Source organism: Danxiaibacter flavus, from assembly GCF_041060425.1.
Lineage (GTDB): Bacteria > Bacteroidota > Bacteroidia > Chitinophagales > Chitinophagaceae > Danxiaibacter > Danxiaibacter flavus.
In genome coordinates this window covers 96,686-114,005 of the sequence record NZ_JAULBC010000003.1, presented here as the reverse complement: position 1 = coordinate 114,005, position 17,320 = coordinate 96,686, and the positions used below count along the sequence as shown (strand labels likewise).

Here is a 17,320-nt window from a genome sequence, read left to right as displayed (position 1 = left end):
TCTTACAGTGGCATTCCCGGTACCGAAAATAATTCATATATATTGAAGAAAAAACGGATTTAGCAGACAATTTATCGCATCTCATCTCACCATAACAAATTGATAACATCATGCTGAATAGTATTGCATCCCAATAACTATGGATCTATTTATGAAGAAAAAAAGTTTTACACTATTACTTGCTGCATGTTTTTTTTGTTATTTGTCAGCAAACGCTCAGACAACTTTCCACCTTGGTGTTAAAGGTGACATCGATCTCACAAACATTTCAGGAAATGGCATGAGTAAGTCTCTGCAGACGGATTATGAAGCCGGTGTTTTTGGCGAAATCAATTTTGGACAAAAATGGGGGATTCAACCCGAAGTAATGTACTCAAGGCGGGATGCAAAGATTTCAGACGACTTTTCAAAATACTACATTAACCAGGCATCCATAGATTACAAAAATACTGTTAAGCTCAACTATATTGTTGTTCCCATCATGGCTAAATACAATATTTCAAAACTGTTCACCGTTAATCTTGGGCCGCAATTCGGATTTAAGATGTATGACGATGAAGATCTTTTGAAATCCGGAAAGCCGGCATTTAAAGATCTTGATTTTGGTGTGGCTGGCGGCTTAACACTCAACGTCTCGGAATCATTTAAATTTTATGCAAGATATTATCAGGGGTTATCTAACATCAACAATATAGATGACAGGTATAGCTGGAAAACAAAGCAGATTCAGATAGGTGTTGCAGTAAGAGTCCTGTAAAATGTACGATGTTGGATGCCCGCCCGTACCGACGGCACGTTCGGGCGGGTACGCTTTTCGATGTATAATGCCAATGGCCACATTATGTGAAGAGAAATATTAACAGAGCAAAGTTATCAACGATACTATTTACGGCATGATTATAGAAGCACAGCGCGCATGATTTTGCAATTTGATTTGAACATAAAGTATAAAATCCACGAAAGCCTTGATAAATGCCTGCTGATAATTGTGATTGGTTCACAGGGGGAAAATTATTAGCAGGCGAAGGCTTTATTTCCTTGAATAAAATTTTAAGTCCCGTTCCGGTGGATCGATTGTTTGGACGCAATAACTGACCTGCCGGGCGGGCAACTAACTTGAGGAAGGTGAATGGTGAAATAGTGAATGGTGAATAGTCAATAGTGAAAAGTGCAGCGGGCTTACTTTTACCATCTCAGTGCCATCTCGGTGGCTTCTCTGTGAAACTCTGTGTAACCTTTCTATCTCCTTATAGTCATTTTTAATCGTCAATTTTCAACTCTCCATTTCATTCGCACATCTGCATATTTACTCATTCGCACATTAAATCTTCTTGTCTCTCCACTTATTACTCTTCAAATAAAGAAACGAAGGCACGAATAATACGATCCAATACAACCATTCAGAAGCCCATCCAATAACTATAGATAGTTTGAAATACTCCAGCGTGAAGTATACATAAATACAATAAACAACAATGGCAATTGTTTCAGTTACCAGGTTTCTCTTACTATTGCCTGTGCCAACCACCGCATTTAGCCACACGGTTGATACAGACTGCATTACAAGCGCGAGTGAAACTACCCGCACCACTGGAATTCCTGCCTGAATAAAATCCTCGTTTTGTCCATAAACCTGCAGCAGGATATCAGGCTTGAGATTAAGCAATACAAAAATGATCAATGCAAACCCCACACTTAGCTTCATGATTTTGATGATGAGTTCAATTACTTTATCCTGCAGGCCCTGACCAATAATGTTACTCACCATCATATTACTTGTCGCAGCAAACGACCAGGAGATACAACCAAACAATCCAAAAATATTACGCATGGTGTTGGATATCGCCAGATCTCTGTCGCCATGATGTTCTATCAGAATATAAAAGAATTCCCAGCTCACAATACTGATGGCATATTGCATGATGAGCGGAGAAGACTGCACCAGTATGAGTTTTATATTAGCTGCATTGTACTTTATGTTCGAGAATAAAGCTATGCGTCCTGTGACACCTTTCCAGTGCATTACGGCAAAGGTTACAAACAACCCGGTTGCTTCTGCTATAATAGAGGCTATTGCGGCACCATTAAAGCCCATGATTGGCAGGCCGAAATTGCCATAAATGAAACCATAATCAAGAACGATGTTGGATATAGTTTCTGCAAGCGTTCCATACACCAGGTATTTGCTTTGATTTATACCAACCAGCAAAGCATTGCGCATTTGATAGATATACAGAAAAGGAAGTCCCCAGATCCTGATCTTAAGAAAGTGGACGGCCATATCCACATGCTCCTTCTGATGAAGCGACAATCTAAAAATAGCCGGAGCAATTAAATAAGTAATCAAAATACTCATAGCCGCCAGTATCAACGAGATGCGGACACCCTGGTTAAAAAGACTGCCAATCTCTGAAACACGGTTCTCGCCCGCGCGACGCGCGATCAACGCTTGAAGTCCGTTATTTAAACCTTGTCCTATTACCGCAAACACCAAATAGAAAACGCCGGTAATGCCTGCTACACCCAGTGTTTGCTCCCCTAAACGGGAAAGGAAAATGTTATTGGTGATGAAATTGATCTGCGGAATTAATATGGAAACAGCAATAGGCATGGCGATCATCAGGATCTGCCTGTTGCTGGTGTTTACCTGTAATTGTAATGCTTTAGCTCTCTCTGCCATAGGACGCGCAAAGTTAATCTAATGTGCGAATGTGCAAGTGTGCGAATATGCGAATTAGCGAATGTGCGTATGTGCAAATGCGCCGGCAACTTAGGGGGCAAAATCCCGCATGTTGCGATAGCTCAAAGCTAAGAGCTGAAAGCTGATAGCTGACAGCTCTCAGACATTTTCCTCTTTTCCGCTGGCGATGCTTCGATAAATAGCTTCCACAATCTTTATATCCTGCAATCCCATTTCGCCGGGAACGATGGTTGGCTTTTTCTGCACGATGCAATTGGCGAAGTCGTCCATTTGTGCAGCCTGCTGATTTATTTGAGGGAAATCCATTTTCCCCTTGCTTGTAGCGCCGGCCATTCCGCCATACCGATATGCTTCGGACAATTCGAACCAGCCATTTTCTGCATCGGCGCGCAAGTTATTGTCATTGGCATTGTAGCTTGATTTGCAGCGGGCAATAGCCCCACTGGGAAATTTCATTTCCCAATAAACAGTTTCATCCACTTCTTTAAACAATTCCGGTCGTAATTTTTCTTCCCTTGCCTTTACCGTCAGCGGTTCTTCGCCGGTAGTATATCGCACGCCCTGGATGCAGTACACACCCATATCCATCAAACCGCCACCACCGGCCAGCGCTTTTTTCAGACGCCATGCGTTTGGATCACCACCATAGACAAAGCCATTTTTGGCGTCCAGCTTTTGAATTTTTCCAAACACTTTTTGCTGCCCCAGCCGCATCATTTCCATATTGTAAGGCTCAAAATGCAGGCGGTAACCGATGGATAACATTTTACCGGCATTTTTGCAGGCATCGATCATCTCCTGACAGTCAGCAGAACTTACAGCCATGGGCTTTTCGCAAATCACATGTTTGCCCGCCTTTGCCGCACGGATTGTATATTCCTTGTGCATGGCGACTGGCAGCACAACGTATACTATATCTATATCCGGATTGTCAGCGATCTTATCGAAAGTTTCATAGTTGTAAATATTTTTCTGGGGAATATTATACTTATCCGACCAGATCTTTTCTTTCGCCGGTGTGCCGGTAACAATGCCGGCCAGGTAGCAATTCTTCGTTTGCTGCAATGCCGGAGCCAACTGTCCGCCCGCATAGCCGCCAAGTCCGACCAGTGCTATTCCCAGTCCATTTTTCTTTTGCGACGTTGCACCGGCGCATGATGCCAGTGAAGACAGGGCAGGAGCGAGGCTCAAACTACCCAATGAAAGATCGCGAATAAACCTGCGGCGTGATTTGCTGGTTTGCATAGCACTGTGTTTAGAAGTGAATGAGTTATTAAGATACTGCGAATTTGTGTAATTAGGAAAGCTTAAAGCCCAAAGCTAAAAGCTTAGAACTGGTTGTACGTTGTAAGTTTTACGTTATACGTTTATTTGAGGGAAGCTGAAAGCCCAAAGCTTAGAACTGGTTGTATGTTGTAAGTTTTACGTTATACGTTTATTTGAGGGAAGCTTAAAGCCCAAAGCCTAAAGCTTAAAACTGGTTGTACGTTGTAAGTTTTACGTTACACGTTTATTAGAGGGAAGCTTAAAGCCCAAAGCCTAAAGCTTAGAACTGGTTGCACGTTTTATATTACACTTCCATTATACGAGGGAGGATGGGGCATAAGGCTTAGATAGGTTGAACCCAGATCATCGGGTTATTCAGGGCAAGCCTGAATCTCGCCCAGAATAATTTCTTATAAATTTAATTTCTCGAAGGAACAACTTTTACCATCTTCTTGCATTCTCACACCTCTTACGATCTTGCTGTCTTACACGTCTTACGATCTTACTGTCTTACGGTCTTAAAAAAGTTGCCTCTTGTACATCTGTACTGCATTCTCATATCCTAAATAAATGGCATCACAAACGAGGGCATGGCCGATGGACACTTCATCCAGGTGTGGGATATGTTGTTTGAAGTATTTCAGGTTGTGAAGATCGAGATCATGACCGGCGTTAAGCCCGAGGCCAAGTTCTTTTGCCTTCTGTGCCGCAGCTACATAAGGAGCAATCGCTTGCTCTTTATTTACCAGGAAATTTCTTGCATAACCTTCCGTGTATAATTCAATTCGGTCGGTGCCTGTTGTTGAAGCGGCTTCAACCATCTCAACAATCGGATCAACAAAAATACTTACGCGAATTGCTGCGTTTTTAAAAACTGCGATGATATCTTTTAAATATTGCTGGTGGTCAATAGTGTTCCAGCCATGATCGCTGGTAAGCTGATTTAATGCGTCCGGCACAAGTGTGACCTGATCAGGTTTTACTTCCAGCACCAGGTCAACAAACTTCTGTTCACTGCAATTTCCTTCTATGTTGAATTCTGTTCTGACAACTTTTTTGATCTCCCGCACATCATTGTAGCGGATATGCCGTTCGTCCGGTCTCGGGTGAACAGTAACGCCATCCGCACCAAACAACTCGGCATCAACCGCAGCCTTTACAACATTCGGATTGTCGCCGCCACGGCTATTTCTCAACGTAGCAAACTTGTTTATATTAACTGATAATTTGGTCATATTGTAGTGAATAGTGAATGGTCAATAGTGAAAAGTGAATCTTTTTAAGTACGATTTACGAAGTACGAGGTACGAAGTACCTATGTGCCACATCTTTCTGTTTTCTTATCATTTAAAAAATTGGAGAGATCAATGGGATGGCTAATCAATTATCCCCGGCATGAAACCTGAATCTGATACCTTATGCCTCAAACCTTACGCCTCATACCTGACACCTGAAACCTGATACCTCACACCTCTCAATCAAACAAATCCGAAGACAAATACCTGTCGCCCCGGTCGCAAATAATGCAGACGATCACACCTTTGTCTAACTCTTTTGCCAGTTCAGTGGCTGCAAAAACCGCACCGCCGCTACTCATTCCTGCAAAAACGGCTTCTTCGCGAGCAAGTCTTTTGGTCATGGTGCGTGCATCCTGCTCGTCCACTTCCATTACCCGGTCAACACGATTTCTGTCGAAAATCTTGGGCAGGTAGGCTTCGGGCCATTTGCGGATGCCCGGGATCCTGGAACCGTCGGTTGGTTGGCAACCTACGATCTGGATATCCGGATTTTTTTCCTTCAGAAATCTTGATACGCCCATTATGGTGCCGGTGGTGCCCATTGCAGAAACAAAGTGCGTAACCCTGCCGTGCGTGTCGTTCCATATTTCAGGTCCGGTTGTCCGGTAATGCATCCAGAAATTATCTTCATTGCCAAACTGGTTCAGCATCAGGTAGCCGCCTTTTGCAACTTGCTCGTTGGCATAGTCAATTGCGCCTTCCATAGATTGTTCCTTTGGCGTAAGGATCACTTTCGCGCCAAAAGCCTCCATGGTCAGAACTCTTTCGCGGGTAGAATCTTCCGGCATCACCAGCTCAATTTCCACCCCGAACAAACTGGCTATCATCGCAAGCGCAATACCCGTGTTGCCGCTTGTTGCCTCAATCAATTTAATACCAGGCTTCAGTTCACCTCTGTCCAGCGCCCCCTTAATCATTCCATACGCCGCGCGGTCTTTCACGCTTCCCCCCGGGTTGTTCCCTTCCAGCTTCGCGTAAATAGTCACGTTTTTATTCGTAGGAATGTTCTTTAACTGAACGATAGGAGTGTTTCCAACAAGATCCAAAATGCCCGCCATAATTAATCTTTGTTTGTTAGCATTATGCAAGTTCACGTATTTATGCAAAAAAATAAAATCCACTCGAATAAATTCCGGAAAAAACAAACCGATTTCCGGCCTTTTACTTTTGGCTAAAACGTTTTTCTAGTTATATTTGGGCTTCATTATCATTTCTGATTTCAAATAATAAACTTCATGAGCACTTGCTGTCATATCCCCGGTTTATTGAAGAAACTGGTTTGTGCTGCTTCCGTATCATTCGTTATGAACGTTGCAAACAGCCAATGGGTTAATAAAGTTTCAGATCCGGTTGAGTGGATCAACCCGCTAATGGGTACAGACTCCAAAGGTAGTCTGTCTAATGGTAATACCTATCCGTCAATTGCAACACCATGGGGCATGAACTTTTGGTCGCCACAAACCGGCAATATGGGCAATGGCTGGATGTACCAGTACAGTGCCGATAAAATTCGCGGCTTCAAACAAACGCACCAGCCTTCACCATGGATGAATGACTACGGACAGTTTTCCATTATGCCGGTAACCAAACACCTGGCACTTGATGAAAATGGCCGTGCAAGCTGGTTTACACATAAGGCAGAGGTTGTAAAACCATATTATTATAGTGTGTACCTGGCTGACCATGACGTTACCACTGAAATAACGCCTACAGAAAGAGCGGCGCAATTCCGTTTTACATTCCCTTCAACTGACAGCTCTTTTATTATACTGGACGCATTTAACAAAGGTTCGTATGTAAAGATTATTCCTGCAGAAAAAAAGATAGTTGGTTACAGTACCAGGAACAGCGGCGGCGTACCCACCAATTTTAAGAACTTTTTTGTAGCCTATTTTGATAAGGCTTTTACCACATCTTCTACCTGGACCGATTATAAGCTCACTGATAAGTTAGAAACTTCAGCAGACCATGCCGGGGCGGTAATCGGGTTTAAGACTTCAAAAGGCGAAAAGGTTACCATGCGGATCTCTTCATCTTTCATCAGCATCGAACAGGCTGAATTGAACCTTACAAGGGAGCTTGCGAATGACAACTTTGAAACCACCTGCAAAAAAGCAAAAGATACATGGAACAAAGTGCTAAGCCGTGTAAGTATAGAAGGTGGCACGATCGATCAGATCCGCACATTCTATTCCTGCTTCTACCGCACATTGTTCTTCCCTAACAAATTGTATGAGATTGATGCCCAGAATAAAATTGTGCACTACAGTCCATATAACGGACAGGTATTGCCGGGATATATGTACGCCGGAACCGGCTTCTGGGATACATTCCGTGCATTGTATCCGCTATTGAACCTGTTGTATCCTTCTGTAAACAAAGAAATGCAGGAAGGTTTGATCAATGATTATAAAGAAGGGGGCTTTTTGCCTGAATGGTCAAGCCCCGGTTATAGAAGTGTAATGGTCGGTAATAACTCTGCATCAGTTGTGAGTGATGCATACATTAAAGGCATGCGCGGTTATGATATTAATACACTGTATGAAGCATTGAAACATGGTGCTAATAATGAAGGTCCAATCTCTGCAGTTGGTCGTGATGGCGTTAAATACTACAACGAATTGGGCTATGTACCCTATGATGTAAAGATCAACGAGAATGCAGCAAGAACACTTGAATATGCGTACGACGATTTCACCATTTACCAGTTAGGTAAAGCACTGGGTAAACCCCAGGAAGAGCTTGATCTGTATGCAAAACGTAGTCAGAATTATCGCAACCTGTTTGATCCTTCAACCAAATTAATGCGCGGTAAAAATAAAGATGGCAGCTTCCAAACACCGTTCAATCCTTTTAAATGGGGTGATGCATTTACTGAAGGAAACAGCTGGCATTACTCATGGAGCGTTTTTCATGACATCAAAGGACTAATTGGCCTGATGGGCGGAAAGAAAACTTTCACCAGCATGCTTGATTCTGTTTTTGTAATGCCTCCTGTTTTTGACGACAGCTATTACGGAAGTGTTATTCACGAGATCCGCGAAATGCAGATTGCCAACATGGGACAATATGCACACGGTAACCAGCCCATCCAGCACATGATCTATCTGTACAACTATGCGGGCGAACCATGGAAAACGCAATATTGGGTTCGTGAGGCAATGAACCGTTTGTATAAGGCAACACCGGATGGTTACTGTGGTGATGAAGATAACGGACAGACATCTGCATGGTATGTATTTTCTTCCCTGGGATTCTATCCTGTTTGCCCTGCCACGGATCAATATGTGTTAGGCGCACCATTGTTCCAAAAAGCAACTATCAACCTTGAAAATGGCAAACAGTTCGTTATAACTGCAGCTGCAAACAATGCCGACAACCGTTATGTTCAGTCTGCCCAGTTTGCAGGCAAACCATACAATAAAAACTGGATCAGCCATTATGATATCCTGAAAGGTGGCGAGTTTAAAGTGCAAATGAGTGCTACGCCAAATAAAAGCAAGGGAACTGAAGATGCGGCGGCGCCATATTCATTCAGTGACGACCATAAATAAAGGAAAAAGTCAAAATTCAAAAGTAAAAAATCAAAAGCAGTCAGGCTGTTGGATATTCATCGCTTTGAATTTTGACTTTTTAATTTTGACTTCGATTTGCTGCCCGAATTATAAAAACAACAACATGACAATGAGCTTTAAAAAATCACTTGCTGTCGCTTCACTGTTAATCTGCGGCGCAAAAGGTATGGCGCAATCTGAGTGGACAAAAATTGATGAGCGTAAAACCATTTCCAAAGACAGTATTCAGAAGAATGGATATACACTTTTGTTCATTAACCAGGACAGCGGTTTCAATAAAGTGACCGGCCAGAGAATGATTGATGCATTTTTCACTGTTTATCCCAAAGAAGCAGCACGCTTTAATGCAAACACCCTGAAGAAAGTGATCTTTATAGTTGATCCGGCTTATGAGGGGGTTGCAGCAGCGTCTGACGGCATAGTTCGCGTTAACCCAAAATGGATGAAAAATCATCCGGAAGATATAGATGTGGTTACCCATGAAGTGATGCATATTGTTCAGGCTTATCCGGGTGAAAGCGGTCCTGGATGGCTTACAGAAGGCATTGCTGATTATGTACGCTTTACTTTCGGAGTAAATAATGAAGCGGGCAAATGGAAATTGCCTGCCTATGCAACAACGCAGAGCTACGAAAACAGCTATCGCATTACAGCGAGATTCCTCGTTTGGATTGAAAAAAATAAAAGTGCTACAATTGTTGATAAGCTGGATAATGCCATGCGGACAAAAAGCTATACAGACGAGATCTGGAAAAAAGAAACAGGTTCTACGCTGAATGAGTTATGGAAAGCTTATGGGGAAAATCCTGTGATTTAAATTACATATTTACCTGAATAGTACGGCCTGGTAGTCTTGACTATCAGGCTTTTTTGTTGCACTTCTATTCTTTGTGTTTTTTTGCTAAATTCATCAAAGACAAATCAATGTCGATTAATTAAGAGATCCACAGAGCTTTTAAGAATGAAGATCAATCGTCTGATTTTCTTAACTTAAAAAAATGAAATGTGCTCAAAATAAGGTACTTCGTACCCGCCTGAATGGATTCATACGGGCGGGCTTCGTAAATCGTACTTGCGCAAAGTGCGTCATTCCTAACTTTAAAAAAGTGCTATGAAAAAATTGCCTTTATTTGCTGTTGCTTTAATCACATTTATCAGTTATTCTTTCAATAAAATAATGGAACGGAAAATTTATCATTGGCCGGCTAATGTAACGCCGCCTGTAGCGGAAAAGAAACCAAAGGACGTGGGCATGCATGGTGATAAACGTATTGACGATTATTACTGGATGAATGATTATTTTAAAAAAGGCCCCGACAGCACAGAAGTTGTTAACTATCTGAATGCAGAGAATGCTTATGAAGACACCATGATGGGCGGACTAAAAACCTTCAGGGAAGATCTTTTTAAAGAAATGAAAGCGCGCATAAAAGAAAAAGACGAGTCTGTTCCCGTTTTTAAAAATGGCTATTTCTATTATACCCGTACCGATGAAGGAAAACAGTATTATAAATATTGCAGAAAAAAAGGAACGTTGGATGCACCGGAAGAAATGCTTCTGGATGTAGATGCCATGGCTGAGGGCCACAATTATTACTCTGCTGCGGGTTTCAATATTAGTCCGGATAATAAATTACTTGCTTTTGGTGTCGATACGCTTTCCCGCAGGATCTACAATATCTATATTAAAAACCTCGAAACCGGTGAAATTTATGCAGACGAAATACAATTGACATCCGGCGGCTCGGCCTGGGCCAATGACAACAAGACATTATTTTACACAGAAAAAAATCCCGCAACATTATTAACTGAGCGTATTAAAAAACATGTGTTAGGAAGTGACATTTCTAAAGATGTTGTGGTATATAACGAGACTGACCACTCGAATTATATTGGCGTTGGCAAAAGTAAATCCGGCAAATATATTTTCATTCAATCACAGGCCACAATGTCGTCCGAATCGAGGTTTATCAGTGCAGATGAACCTAATGCTGATTTTAAGATCTTTCAACCAAGAATGAAAGATGTGTTGTATGATGTTGACCACCAGGGCGACCGATTTTTGATTGTTACCAACTGGAACGCAAAAAATTTCCGTTTGATGGAAACGCCATTAACGAAAACAACTGGTGAAAACTGGAAGGAGATTATTCCTAACAGGACGGATGTTTTGCTGGAAGGCATTGACGTATTTAAAGATTTCCTGGTAGTGAGCGAACGCAAAAATGGTTTGCTGCAAATGGAGATCCGCAACCTTACGAACAATGACCATCATTACCTCGATTTTGGAGAACCTGCTTATGCAGCATATCCAGGTGCAAATCCGGAGTATAGTTCTACAACGCTTCGTTATAACTATACTTCATTAACAACACCTTCGTCTGTTTTTGATTACAGCATGACAACAAGAGACAAGCAGTTAATGAAACAGCAGGAAGTGTTGGGTGGTTATGACAAAACACAATATGTTACAGAACGTTTATATGCCACTGCAAAAGATGGTGTAAAGATCCCGGTTTCTATTGTTTACAAAAAAGGATTGACACGTAATGGTTCTGCGCCTTTATTGCTGTATGGATACGGTTCGTATGGCAACAGTATGGATGCAACTTTTAGCAGCAATCGCCTTAGTTTGCTGGATCGTGGTTTTGTTTACGCGATTGCACATATCCGCGGCGGACAGGAAATGGGAAGACAATGGTATGAAGACGGAAAATTGATGAAGAAGAAAAACACGTTCACAGACTTTATAGATTGTGGTGAATTCCTGATCAACGAAAAATTTACTTCAAAAGAGCATTTGTATGCAATGGGCGGAAGTGCGGGAGGTTTGTTAATGGGTGCAATAATGAACATGCGCCCGGATCTGTGGCACGGAATCATTGCTGCAGTGCCTTTTGTAGATGTAGTTACAACAATGCTGGATGAATCAATTCCACTTACTACTAACGAGTTTGATGAATGGGGCAATCCAAAAAACAAAGATGCATATGATTACATGAAATCATACTCTCCTTACGATAATGTTGACAAGAAAGCATATCCGAATCTTTTGGTGACGACAGGCCTGCATGATTCACAGGTACAATATTTCGAGCCGGCTAAGTGGGTCGCTAAGCTCCGTGAGCTAAAGACGGACAATAACGTTATTCTGTTGCACACAAATATGTCTGCCGGTCACGGCGGCGCATCAGGAAGATTTGATTATTTGAAAGATGTTGCGTTGCAATATGCATTTTTACTGGCGCTGGAGGGGGCAACTCCGGGTAATTGAAAATGAAATTGAATGTGCAGATGTGCAAAATTTACGAATGTGCGGATGCAATTGAAAACGAAGTTGAATGTGCAAATGTGCGGATGTGCGAATATGCAAATTGAAAAATCAACGCAGTGGAAAGTTTTGTCGTTACAAGATAGAAACAATGCTGAATTTTAGCCCTGAAACGGGCGATAGCATTAGTGCAGGGCAACACCCTGCGTAAGAACAAAACACAATCAAGCCCTGAAAGGGCGCCAGCAAAAGCCCGGGGCATCGTCCTGCGTATCAAAAACGATAATGCTATTAAGCCCTGACGGGGCGCAAGATGACGAGCTACAACTAAATGAAAAATACCATTACTTTGCCGGCCAAATAATATCGTTATGCAGGAAGCCCATTTTGAGAACAGGATTTATTATTTTAAATTAATCAGCAAGTCTAAAGACGAAGTTGTTATAAACGCATACAACACAGTTTACACTTTCAGAAAGAATGGCGACACGTGGATGAACCATTCCAACAGAATGAACATGGTTCAGGGGTTGATCAACGCTGTAATCGCGGAAGTATTCAAAGAAGGCTAAGAAGTCAACAATATTGATCCCGTTTCCTGAGGATCACAGTTTGGATTTATCTCTTAAGGAAACGGGATTTTAAATAATGCTTTTTCGGCGAACCATTTAAAAATAAACCAAACACACTAGTTTTTATCCGCTTTACGTTCACAGTAGTCACACCTGCAAATTCGCTTATTTTTCAGCAATTTTTCTTTTGTGTGCCCGGCCCCAATTGATCATTTCCCGGATGATCTTACCGAATGTTCTGCAATATTCCGTTGGCTCATATTCAACCAGGACAGGCGTTTCCGAATAAACTGTTCGTTTTACGAGTTTATTCAGTTCCATATCCTTTAGTTCTTTAGACAGCATCCTGGTTGTTATACCGGGAATGCTTCGCTCAATTTCCCTGAATCGCCGGTTGCCTGTGCATATTGAATTGATGACAGGTATGCGCCATTTTCCGCCGATAAAATATAGTGTATCCTGTAATGCCCTTAACTCTTCAGCCTGATCTCTTTTCATATTTTACTGTTTAAGTACTGGTATACTCCGTGATACTGGTTACAAAAGTATATCAGATCCGTTTTACTTTTGTAAAAATTATTACAATGAACAAGTTTAGAAACAAAGTAGCTGTGGTAACCGGCGGTAATAGTGGAATTGGTTATGCAACAGCCAAAGAACTGGTAAAGCATGGAGCTAAAGTAGTTATTACCGGGAGACGAAAAGATGCAATTGAGAAAGCTGCAAAGGAATTGGATGCATTTCCGTTTGTTGCTGACCAGGCAAGTGTGAACGACACTCAGCTGTTGTTTGAAGAAATACAAAACCAATTCGGTAAAATTGATATTCTCTTCATCAATGCTGGCATTACCGGATCCAGTGGTCTAATAGAAAACATGTCTGAAGAGAACTTTGACAATGTAATGAACATCAACTTTAAAGGAGCGTATTTTACGTTAAGCAGACTCATTCCCTTGCTCAATGATGACGCATCTGTGGTAATTCTTTCATCAATCGTTGCAGCAACTTATAAGCCGAACAGTTCTGTTTACCAGGCCAGCAAAGCTGCATTAAACTCAATCGCGAAAACAGCTGCTGCCGAACTTGCCCCAAGAAAGATAAGAGTGAATATTGTAAGTCCGGGCCCTACAAGAACTGAAGTGTTGAGCAAATCGGGAATGTCTGACGATGCGGTGCAAAACTTGTTTGACAGTCTTGCCAATGCAATCCCGCTCAAAAAAACCGGAACGCCGGAAGACGTAGCGAAGATGGTTATCTATTTATGCGAAGAATCTGCGGGTTTTATAACCGGATCTGAATTTGTAATTGATGGCGGATTAACACTTTAGCCATCAATTACAAACTTTCTCTGGATGAACTGTATTGTATCAACCTGTAATATTTACTATGCATGTTTAGCCGTTTCCATACTTTTTAATGCGGGAAGGCTATCGCTGAAATTGCACATCATTTCAAGCATGCCACACAATTGCCTGCCACTTTCTGTTAATGAATATTCCACACGAAGCGGAACTTCGTCAAAATATTGCTTCGTTATCAAATCATATTTTTCAAGCAGCTTAACCCTGTCTGCAAGTATGGTATCGCTGATGTACGTCAACTCTTCCCTTATGCTTTTGAAGCGATTGTTACCCTCTTCGACGCAAAACAATATTTCACACACCCATCGCTTGCTTACAAGATCAAGCAACTCGTTCAATGAGCATTTTTCTTCCAGATAAGCCTGGTTACGAAAATTTGTCGAGCTCGTTTTTCTTTCTGTGGCCATCACTAAATTTTTAATTAGTTACTATTAAAACGTTCAGTTATAGGAGAAGTAGGGAGAATGATTTTTTTTTGTGTTCATTTCTTTTGAAAAAACAAAAAAATAATCCTGCTGATAAAGGAAATCAATTGCAATTTATTAAAAAACGGTAATAGTAAAGTTAATGTATCCCACCTTTTCGCCGGAACATGAGCGAAATGAAATTTGGAATCGCCGGTAAACTCAATATAAAGTAGTTATAAGAAAGGAAGAATTGTTATACAATGTGGCTTTAATTGGCGAAGAATCATTTTACCCTGAAAATTTTGGTTGACTTGTCATAAAATGATTTGGAAAATTGCAATGACAGGCTGAACGTAGTTGCATGAGAAAATAAAAGCTGTCAGCATATTTACCCCCTACGAAAAACCGCCAAACCTGGCTTCAGAGCTCCGGATCAAAGAATCTGCGGGCTCTTTTATTTGAGTATTGCTATATCTGCAAAAGTTAGCTTCTGTAATATCGGCGCTACTCATCGCATGAGAATCGATTGAGTAAAACAATAACATTTAAATATTGATCAGCTTTAAAATACGCCTGATAAATTCGATCGAATAACCGATATTTTTTTGCTGTTGCAGATCTTCTTTTGTGGCAGGAATACTTTTTAATGCATCAACAGTCTCTCTAAACAATTTAGCTATCTCCGCATCGTCGACCTTTTTATCTGTTAGTTTTTCAATCATATCAGAGCAATACCGTTCAATGTCGTTTGTTGATTTTGCGGTAGTAACATCTTTAATAAAAGCATTTTGGTATTCACGAAAATTAAGAGACATGAGGTGTTTTTTCGATTTATGAATTTGGATCAAATAAAAATTCTACTGCTCTAATCACTTTTAGCAAGAATAGTTCCTGCCTTTTGTTTATCACGTTCAACCCTATCGGCTCGTTGCAGTGCATCTTCAAAAGTTTTTGTCACGTTGGCTTTGCCAATAGCAAAAAGAAGACGCGCATTTTTTAAAGCTTCGAGAATCTGGCTACTGTTCACTTCGGCCAGTATCAGCTTGGTTCCCTGTTGCAGGCACATTTTATGCACTTCTTTTAAAATATTAATTCCGGTAGCGTCAATAATTGGCACGCGGGACATTCTGATAATTAATACGCCGGGCGGTTTTTCTATAAACTTCATTGCTTCTTTGAACTTGTACGCTGCTCCAAAGAACAATGGTCCGGATATTTCAAAAACCTCCACTTTTTTGGGTATTTTATATTGAACTGTATCTGTGTCGAGATTTGTAGTCTCGTCTGCATCCTTCGGCATAAGATTAACGCCGCTTATCTGGATCATTTTTCGCATAAACAAAAAGGCAGCCAGCACCATTCCTATTTCAATTGCCACAGTAAGATCAACAAGCAGTGTCAATAAAAATGTAGTCAGCATTACTGTTGCATCGCCTTTGGGGCCGCGCAGTGTTGCAATAAAATGTTGCCATTCGCTCATATTATAAGCAACCGTTACCAAAATGCCGGCTAGCGTGGCCATAGGAATGTATTGCGCCCATTTGCTCGCAAAAAGAATAATAATCAGCAATGTTATAGCGTGTACAATACCCGCGACAGGCGTGCGGCCGCCATTTTTAACATTGGTAGCAGTTCTTGCAATTGCGCCTGTTGCTGGTATACCTCCAAATAATGCGGAGAGCACATTCGCACCGCCTTGTGCTACGAGCTCTACATTTGATTTATGAGATGTACCTGTCATGCCATCCGCAACAACTGCTGATAAGAGCGATTCAATGCCGCCAAGCAATGCAATTGTAAAAGCCGGCTGAATAAGTTGCCTTGCTGTCGCGAGATCAATATGCGGTAAAGAAGGCGCAGGAAAAGCCGGGGAAATATGACCGAACCTGCTACCGATAGTTTCAACAGGAAGTTTGAACAACTGCACAATGGCTGTTGTAACCACAATGGCAACCAACGATCCGGGAATTTTACTCGAAATACCCGGCCAAAAAAGAATAACAGCTACAGTTGCAATGGCTACAAGCAACGCATATACATTTATGGAATTGATATGCTGAAAATACTGAACCCATTTTTCGATGAAATCCGCCGATACAGCCCCCATTCTCAAACCAAGAAAATCTTTTATCTGGGAGGTGAAAATGACAACGGCAATTGCACTTGTAAAACCGGTGATCAATGGCTGCGGAATGAATTTTATTACCATACCCATACGCGCAAAACCCATAATCATAAGCAGGACACCAGCGAGTAACGTAGCTATAATTAGACCGTTGATACCATAGGTCTGAACAATTCCGTAAACGATGACAATAAATGCACCTGTCGGCCCGCCAATCTGCACCCTGCTGCCGCCAAATGCCGAGATGACGAAACCGGCTATGACGGCAGTAAAGAGTCCCTTTTCAGGCGAGACACCGGATGCAATGGCAAAGGCAATCGCCAGTGGTAAAGCAACGACGCCCACTATTATACCAGCCAACACATCCTTTATAAACAGCGATCGGCTGTAATTGTGCAATGTGTCTAGTATAACGGGTTTGAACATAATCAGCTCCTGAAAAATTGTAATGAAGCGTTACAGGTACTACAAAGAATAAATGTGAAAAAACTGCTTAAACGGCCGGCGCATCCCTCCATAAAAAACAGGGAATTTTGCCTGGTGAACAACGGTGCGGTTAAACACAATATGAGCCCGAGCACTCATTTTTCTCATTACCAACATTAACCGGAGAACGTTATATGCTCTCTCAACACCGGTTATTAAAATCACGGTGTAAAGCTATCGGTTGCAATTATTGTTTGAAGTAAACCTTATCACCGGTAAAAGTGATTTTTATCACTCTGGCAAAAATCTATCTTTGTG

At 41.6% G+C, this 17,320-nt stretch carries 14 protein-coding genes; 6 read left to right on the top strand and 8 right to left on the bottom strand.

The window, feature by feature from the left end; genetic code table 11:
• Positions 1-151: 151 nt before the first annotated feature.
• A complete protein-coding gene (locus tag QTN47_RS11045) occupies positions 152-757 on the top strand; it encodes a porin family protein (RefSeq protein ID WP_369329428.1) in 606 nt (201 codons plus the stop codon).
• A 564-nt stretch (positions 758-1,321) separates the two neighbouring features.
• Here QTN47_RS11045 and QTN47_RS11040 read toward each other — a convergent pair.
• The 4 genes from QTN47_RS11040 to cysM all read right to left on the bottom strand — a co-directional run bounded on the left by QTN47_RS11040 (position 1,322) and on the right by cysM (position 6,323).
• Positions 1,322-2,680 carry an MATE family efflux transporter gene (locus tag QTN47_RS11040; protein WP_369329427.1) on the bottom strand — a complete coding sequence of 453 codons (1,359 nt, stop codon included), beginning with the start codon at positions 2,678-2,680 and terminating at the stop codon, positions 1,322-1,324.
• Between the two features lie 159 nt (positions 2,681-2,839).
• Complete coding sequence (locus QTN47_RS11035) at positions 2,840-3,946, bottom strand: Gfo/Idh/MocA family protein (RefSeq protein ID WP_369329426.1); 1,107 nt, start codon at positions 3,944-3,946, stop codon at positions 2,840-2,842.
• A gap of 539 nt (positions 3,947-4,485) precedes the next feature.
• A complete protein-coding gene (locus QTN47_RS11030) occupies positions 4,486-5,202 on the bottom strand; it encodes a pyridoxine 5'-phosphate synthase (protein WP_369329425.1) in 717 nt (238 codons plus the stop codon).
• 239 nt (positions 5,203-5,441) lie between these two features.
• Positions 5,442-6,323, bottom strand: coding sequence for a cysteine synthase CysM (gene cysM, locus QTN47_RS11025; protein WP_369329424.1), 882 nt, complete (start codon positions 6,321-6,323; stop codon positions 5,442-5,444).
• Positions 6,324-6,500: 177 nt separating this feature from the next.
• Here cysM and QTN47_RS11020 point away from each other — a divergent pair, with 177 nt between their 5' ends.
• The 4 genes from QTN47_RS11020 to QTN47_RS11005 all read left to right on the top strand — a co-directional run bounded on the left by QTN47_RS11020 (position 6,501) and on the right by QTN47_RS11005 (position 12,683).
• The gene (locus QTN47_RS11020) at positions 6,501-8,819 is read left to right on the top strand and encodes a GH92 family glycosyl hydrolase (RefSeq protein WP_369329423.1); all 2,319 of its coding nucleotides are present in this window, start codon (positions 6,501-6,503) and stop codon (positions 8,817-8,819) included.
• Positions 8,820-8,949: 130 nt separating this feature from the next.
• Positions 8,950-9,657: a basic secretory protein-like protein gene (locus QTN47_RS11015; protein ID WP_369329422.1), complete on the top strand. Its 708-nt coding sequence runs from the start codon at positions 8,950-8,952 to the stop codon at positions 9,655-9,657.
• Positions 9,658-9,951: 294 nt separating this feature from the next.
• A complete protein-coding gene (locus tag QTN47_RS11010; protein ID WP_369329421.1) occupies positions 9,952-12,114 on the top strand; it encodes a S9 family peptidase in 2,163 nt (720 codons plus the stop codon).
• Positions 12,115-12,482: 368 nt separating this feature from the next.
• A complete protein-coding gene (locus QTN47_RS11005) occupies positions 12,483-12,683 on the top strand; it encodes a hypothetical protein (RefSeq protein WP_369329420.1) in 201 nt (66 codons plus the stop codon).
• 165 nt (positions 12,684-12,848) lie between these two features.
• Here the strand turns inward: QTN47_RS11005 and QTN47_RS11000 are convergent, their stop codons facing one another.
• Positions 12,849-13,181: a winged helix-turn-helix transcriptional regulator gene (locus QTN47_RS11000; RefSeq protein WP_369329419.1), complete on the bottom strand. Its 333-nt coding sequence runs from the start codon at positions 13,179-13,181 to the stop codon at positions 12,849-12,851.
• Positions 13,182-13,267: 86 nt separating this feature from the next.
• Here QTN47_RS11000 and QTN47_RS10995 point away from each other — a divergent pair, with 86 nt between their 5' ends.
• Positions 13,268-14,011, top strand: a complete 744-nt coding sequence (locus tag QTN47_RS10995) for a glucose 1-dehydrogenase (RefSeq protein ID WP_369329418.1) — start codon at positions 13,268-13,270, stop codon at positions 14,009-14,011.
• 56 nt (positions 14,012-14,067) lie between these two features.
• Here QTN47_RS10995 and QTN47_RS10990 read toward each other — a convergent pair whose 3' ends face one another.
• The 3 genes from QTN47_RS10990 to QTN47_RS10980 form a co-directional block, all read right to left on the bottom strand.
• The gene (locus tag QTN47_RS10990; RefSeq protein WP_369329417.1) at positions 14,068-14,451 is read right to left on the bottom strand and encodes a winged helix-turn-helix transcriptional regulator; all 384 of its coding nucleotides are present in this window, start codon (positions 14,449-14,451) and stop codon (positions 14,068-14,070) included.
• A gap of 545 nt (positions 14,452-14,996) precedes the next feature.
• Positions 14,997-15,266 (bottom strand): hypothetical protein, encoded by a 270-nt coding sequence (locus QTN47_RS10985; protein ID WP_369329416.1) that lies wholly within the window; start codon positions 15,264-15,266, stop codon positions 14,997-14,999.
• A gap of 50 nt (positions 15,267-15,316) precedes the next feature.
• Entirely contained in the window at positions 15,317-17,002 is a 1,686-nt protein-coding gene (locus tag QTN47_RS10980; RefSeq protein WP_369329415.1) for a SulP family inorganic anion transporter, read from the bottom strand.
• Positions 17,003-17,320 lie beyond the last annotated feature (318 nt).